2 protein-coding genes and 1 pseudogene are annotated in these 5,948 nt (G+C 47.2%); all 3 read right to left on the bottom strand.

What is annotated here, in order from left to right; translation table 11 throughout:
• Window positions 1–194: pseudogene (locus Q0K03_RS06965) on the bottom strand (glutamate synthase); the annotation flags it as partial.
• A gap of 11 nt (window positions 195–205) precedes the next feature.
• Window positions 206–4,687: a glutamate synthase large subunit gene (gltB, locus tag Q0K03_RS06970; protein ID WP_297238988.1), complete on the bottom strand. Its 4,482-nt coding sequence runs from the start codon at window positions 4,685–4,687 to the stop codon at window positions 206–208.
• Between the two features lie 13 nt (window positions 4,688–4,700).
• On the bottom strand, window positions 4,701–5,948 hold a 1,248-nt coding region (locus tag Q0K03_RS06975; RefSeq protein WP_297238989.1), incomplete at its 5' end, for an asparagine synthase-related protein.

A 5,948-nucleotide genomic window follows, 5' to 3' on the forward strand; every position in this document is an offset into this window, starting at 1 on the left:
GTCACCTTTCCTTTCAATTGAATGGCCGACTGACAGAAGGGAACCCCGCAATTCATACAGCGGGCCCCTTGTTTTCGACGTTCTTTTTCATCGAGCTCTTCATGAAATTCATGGAAGTCATGAATTCTGTCCAATGGCAAAAATGCCGGATTCTCTTCTCTTTGAAACTCTAAAAATCCTGTTGATTTTCCCATGGCGTTCCCTCCTATCGTTGAAAAGCCATTTCAAAGGCTTTTAATTCTGCTTCTTCTTGATGGAAACCTTTATCCTGCAGAGCTTTGATCGAATCTTTCATGATCTGATAATCTTTTGGAACGATCTTTTTGAAGTTTTTGAGATTTTCTTCAAAATGTTCCAGGATCTTTTTCGCAACGGAAGAATCCGTTGCGGCAACGTGCTCCTTCAAGATCTCCTGAAGCTCTTCCATGTCGGCTTTGCCGGTCACAGCTTCCATGGAGACCAGTTCTCTATTGATTCGCAAATAGAGGTCATGATCGGTATCTAAGACGTACGCGATGCCTCCAGACATCCCGGCCGCAAAGTTTTTCCCGGTTTTTCCTAAGATGACAGCGGTTCCTCCGGTCATATATTCCAGCCCGTGATCGCCGCAGCCTTCCACAACGGCCGTAGCTCCCGAATTTCGTACACAGAAGCGTTCCCCGGCCTTGCCGCGAATAAATGCCTTGCCGCTGGTTGCCCCATAAAGAGCCACGTTGCCGATGATCACATTTTCTTCCGCCGCAAAGCCAGAGCGCGGATCGGGTTTGATAATCAGTTTTCCTCCCGATAATCCTTTCCCAAAATAATCATTGGAATCGCCCGTTACTTCCAAAGTCAATCCTTGAGGAATGAAGGCTCCAAACGATTGGCCGGCCCCGCCGACACAATGAATCGTAAAGGTATCTTCCGGCAAGGTATTTTTAAACATCGTCGTGATCAAAGAGCCAAACAAAGTGCCCACCGTACGATCGGTACTGGAGATCTTGAATGTTTCTTCATGCGATTGTTTATTCTTGAGATACGGCATAAAACGCGGCAAGATTTCTTTATGATCCAACGTTTCTTCCAACTTAAAATCATAGGCGTCCGAAGCCTGGTAATGCACCGGATGCGCTTGTCCCAATAAATCGCTGAGATCCAACATCTTTTGACGTTTTTTCAGTTCTGGCCGAACTTGAAGACATTCGGTATGCCCCACCATTTCATCAATGGAACGAAAACCCAGCTTCGCCATGATCTCTCGTAATTCCTGCGCAATAAACAACATAAAATTCATGACATATTCCGGTTTTCCTTTAAAGCGCTTGCGCAATTCTTCATTTTGCGTGGCAATGCCAAAAGGACAAGTATCCAAGTTACAAACGCGCATCATCCGACATCCCATCGTAACTAACGGTGCCGTCGCAAAGCCAAATTCTTCCGCGCCCAACAAACAGGCGATGGCCACATCACGCCCGGTCATGAGTTTGCCGTCCGTTTCTAAAATGACCCGGCTGCGCAACCCATTTTCGATCAGATCCTTGTGTGTTTGTGCCAGTCCTAACTCCCAAGGAAGTCCGGCATGATGAATGCTGGACTGGGGTGCTGCCCCTGTGCCGCCATCGTATCCGGAAATCAAGACGACCGTTGCCCCAGCTTTAGCTACCCCACAGGCAATCGTTCCGACTCCATCCTCGCTGACCAGTTTGACACTGATGCGGGCCTTATGATTCGCATTTTTCAGATCATAGATCAATTGCGCCAGATCCTCGATGGAGTAAATATCGTGATGAGGAGGCGGGGAGATCAAAGTTACACCCGGCGTGCTGTAGCGCGTCTTGGCAATCCATGGATAGACTTTTTTGCCCGGCAGATGTCCGCCTTCTCCAGGTTTGGCCCCTTGCGCCATCTTGATCTGGATCTCCTGGGCACTGGTCAAATATTCACTGGTCACCCCAAAACGTCCGCTGGCGACTTGTTTGATCGCCGAATTCTTCTCAGTTCCTAGTCGTTCGGGTTTTTCTCCACCCTCTCCGGAATTGGATTTTCCATGAAGGCGATTCATCGCAATCGCCATGGTGGTATGCGCCTCTTCCGAGATCGAGCCATAGGACATGGCACCCGTCTTAAATCGTTTGACGATCTCATAGACCGACTCCACTTCTTCGATCGGTACACTTGGATGCTCATGGACAAATTCTAAGGAAGCCCTTAAAGTGTGGGGCCGATCCTGATCATTGACCATCCTGGAGTATTCTTTAAACAATCCGTAATCCTTGAGCCGGGTCGCTTCTTGTAGAGTCACGATCGTCTTGGGATCATAGAGATGATCTTCTTTTCTTTTCCCGGAGCGCAGTTTATGAAAACCGATGCTGTCTAATGTCGTATCGGTGGATAATCCCAATGGATCAAAGCCGTGATCGTGATGGTAGATCAAATCTTCTTCGATTTCTTTTAAGCCGATGCCTCCGACGCGCGACAGTGTATTCGTAAAATAGGCATCGATCACTTCTTTCGAAATTCCGATGGCTTCAAAGATCTGGGCCGACTGATACGACTGTAAGGTAGAGATCCCCATCTTGGCGGCAATCTTAACGATGCCATGAAGAATGGCTTCGTTATAATCGTGGATCGCTGACGAAGGTTCTTTGTCCAACATGTCTTTTTCGATCATTTCTTCAATGCATTCATGGGCCAGATACGGATAGATCGCTGTTGCCCCATAACCTAACAGACAGGCAAACTGATGAACATCCCGCGGCTCGCCGCTTTCCAAAATGATCGAGACCGCAGTGCGTTTCTTGGTCTGGACAAGATGATGTTCCAAAGCTGATACCGCTAACAAGCTGGGGATCGCCATATGACTTTCATCGACACCTTTATCGCTCAAGATCAAAATATTGGCCCCTTGCCGATATGCCCGGTCGCATTCAATAAACATGTGATCCAAGGCATCCTTTAAAGGCATGCCGCGGTAAAACAACAAAGAGATCGTTTGATTTTGAAAGCCTTTTTGATGCAGGTTGCGGATCTTATCCATATCCCGGGAATCCAGGATCGGGTTGTTGACTTCTAAGACGGTACAGTTTTGGCTCTTTTCTTCTAATAAGTTTCCGTCACTTCCGATATAAACGGTTGTATCGGTGACCACTTCTTCGCGCAAGGAATCGATAGGCGGATTGGTAACCTGGGCAAAGAGCTGTTTAAAATAGTGGAATAAAGAGGGATGCCGGTCACTCAATACCGCCAAAGGAATGTCCGTTCCCATCGAAGCGGTCGGTTCGGCTCCGTTTTTCGCCATGGGAAGGATCTCATCCTGGATATCTTCATAAGTGTAGCCAAAGACTTTATAAAGTTTATCCCGCTCTTCCTGCGTGTGTTTATGCGGCTTTTTATCCGGTGCAGTCAAGTCTTTCAGATGAAGCAAATAAAGGCTCAGCCACTCCCCATACGGATTTTCGCCGGCATAACGAGCCTTGATCTCATCATCTGTGATCAGTTTTTTCGCTTTCGTATCCACCAGCAACATTTTTCCTGGCTCCAGGCGGGCTTTCTTCACGATCTGTTCCGGTTCAAAATCTAACACCCCGACTTCGCTGGAAAGCACAAGCATATTCTCTTTGGTGATGTAATAACGGCTGGGTCGAAGCCCATTGCGATCCAGGACGGCTCCTACCTGATCTCCATCCGAGAACAAGATGGCTGCCGGGCCATCCCACGGTTCCATCATCGTGGCATAGTAATGATAAAAATCTTTTTTCTTCTGTTCCATTGGAACATGTTTCCAAGGTTCCGGGATCGTGATCAGGATCGCTTTTGCCAGATCCATTCCATTCATCATTAAAAACTCTAAGGTATTATCCAGCATGGCACTGTCGGATCCCGACGTACTGACCACGGGTAAGATCTTTTTCAGATTTTGATCTAAGAAATCCGAATTCATGCTTTCTTCCCTTGCCAGCATGCGGTCAATATTCCCGCGAATCGTATTGATCTCGCCATTGTGCGCAATCAAACGATTGGGATGGGCACGCTGCCAGGAAGGTGTCGTATTCGTGGAAAAACGCGAATGGACAATGGCGATCGCACTTTGATAATCCGTATCTTGCAGATCTAAATAGAACAAACGCAGCTGTTTGACCAAAAACATTCCTTTATAAACGATCGTACGGCTGGAACAGGAAACGACATAGGTTTCCGGACAGCTCTTTTCAAACTGACGGCGAATCAAATACAAGATGCGATCAAAAGCCAATCCTTTTTCAACTGTTTCCGGTTTCTGAATAAAGGCTTGTTCAATATAAGGCATGCATTCCTGGGCCGGCTTGCCCAAAATCGCAGAATCGCAAGGAACTTTTCGCCATCCCAAGACTTGCGCTCCCTCGTTTTTGACGATCGTCTCAAAGAGGCGTTTATGCTGGTTGCGTTTTAAGGCTTCTTGCGGAAAAAAGAACATGGCGATCCCATATCCACCCTCTTCCTTCAGTTCAATGCCTTGTTTGTGCATGACTTTTTTAAAGAAAGGATGAGAGATCTGTAATAAGACACCGACGCCATCTCCGACTTGGCCTGTCGCATCCTTTCCGGCGCGGTGTTCGAGTTTTTCGACAATATGTAACGCTTTATCTACGACATCGTAGCTTTTCTTGCCGTCGATCTGTACAACAGTACCGATTCCGCAAGCATCGTGTTCTCTTGGCATAAACATAAAATCTTCCTCCTTACATTCCACTTTGTCCGTAATTCGAAAGAACACGGGCACTGGGATCTTGGACATCGCATCCGTTCCAGGAGCGGTTCGGCATCCAGAAATCAACGATCATCTGCGACTGTCCCGGATAATATTTTTCGAAGATCTCCCGATACAATAGGCTTTCCTTGGTAAAAGGGGTCGCATGGACATATCGTTTTCTTTTCTTTTCAAATTCTTCATCGGTATAAAGACCCTCGGCATAGACACAAATCGTATCGCGCAAAGAATGCCCTACGGCATCGGAAAAGGCAGCCTTTTCGCGCATCAAGATATCGTACGGCAAGACATCGTCCTTTTCAAAGGCGTGCCGAAGCAAGTATTTTCCTTTATGATAGGTATTCATCTTTTGGGATGGATCGATGTGCATGCAGTAATCGACAAAGGCAAGGTCCCCAAAAGGCACACGCGCCTCCATCGAATGCGAAGAAATGCAGCGGTCCGCCCGGAGCACATCGTACATATGCAGCTCCCGGATGCGTTTTTCGCTTTCTTTTTGAAAAGCTTGGGCATCGGGGGCAAAATCGGTATATTTATATCCAAAGATCTCATCCGAGATCTCACCGGTCAATAACACACGGACATCCGTTTCTTCATGGATCTTCTGGCACAACAGATACATGCCGATGCTGGCACGGATCGTTGTGATGTCATAGGTTGCCAGCGTTTGGATCACTGGTTCGATGGCTTCTAAAACATCGTGATCATCGATCAGATATTCATGGTGTTCACTTTGGATATAGTCGGCGACTTCTTTGGCATATTTGAGATCGATTGCGTCGCTTTTCATCCCGATCGCAAAGGTACGGATCGGTTTGTTCAAAAGCTTGGTGCTGATGGCACAAACCAAAGAAGAATCCAAGCCGCCGCTCAATAAAAATCCGATCGGGGCATCGGCATCCAGGCGTTTTTGAATGCCGGCCACTAAATATTCTTTGATCTGGGCACAAGTCTCTTCTAGGGGAGCATGATGCATCGTATCCACGTGGCTTAAATCGCGATAACAGACAAAAGTGCCGTCTTTATAGTAATGTCCCGGGGGAAACGGAATGATTTTCTCGACCAGATCGACCAGGTTTTTAGGTTCTGAGGCAAACACGATATCGCCGTGTTTGTCGTATCCGTAATAAAGCGGTCGAATTCCAATGGGATCTCGTGCGGCAATGACATGGTGCTCTTTGGTATCGACCAAAATACAGGCAAATTCGGCATCCAGTTC

The organism is uncultured Faecalicoccus sp. (genome assembly GCF_944327125.1).
Taxonomy (GTDB): Bacteria; Bacillota_I; Bacilli_A; order Erysipelotrichales; family Erysipelotrichaceae; genus Faecalicoccus.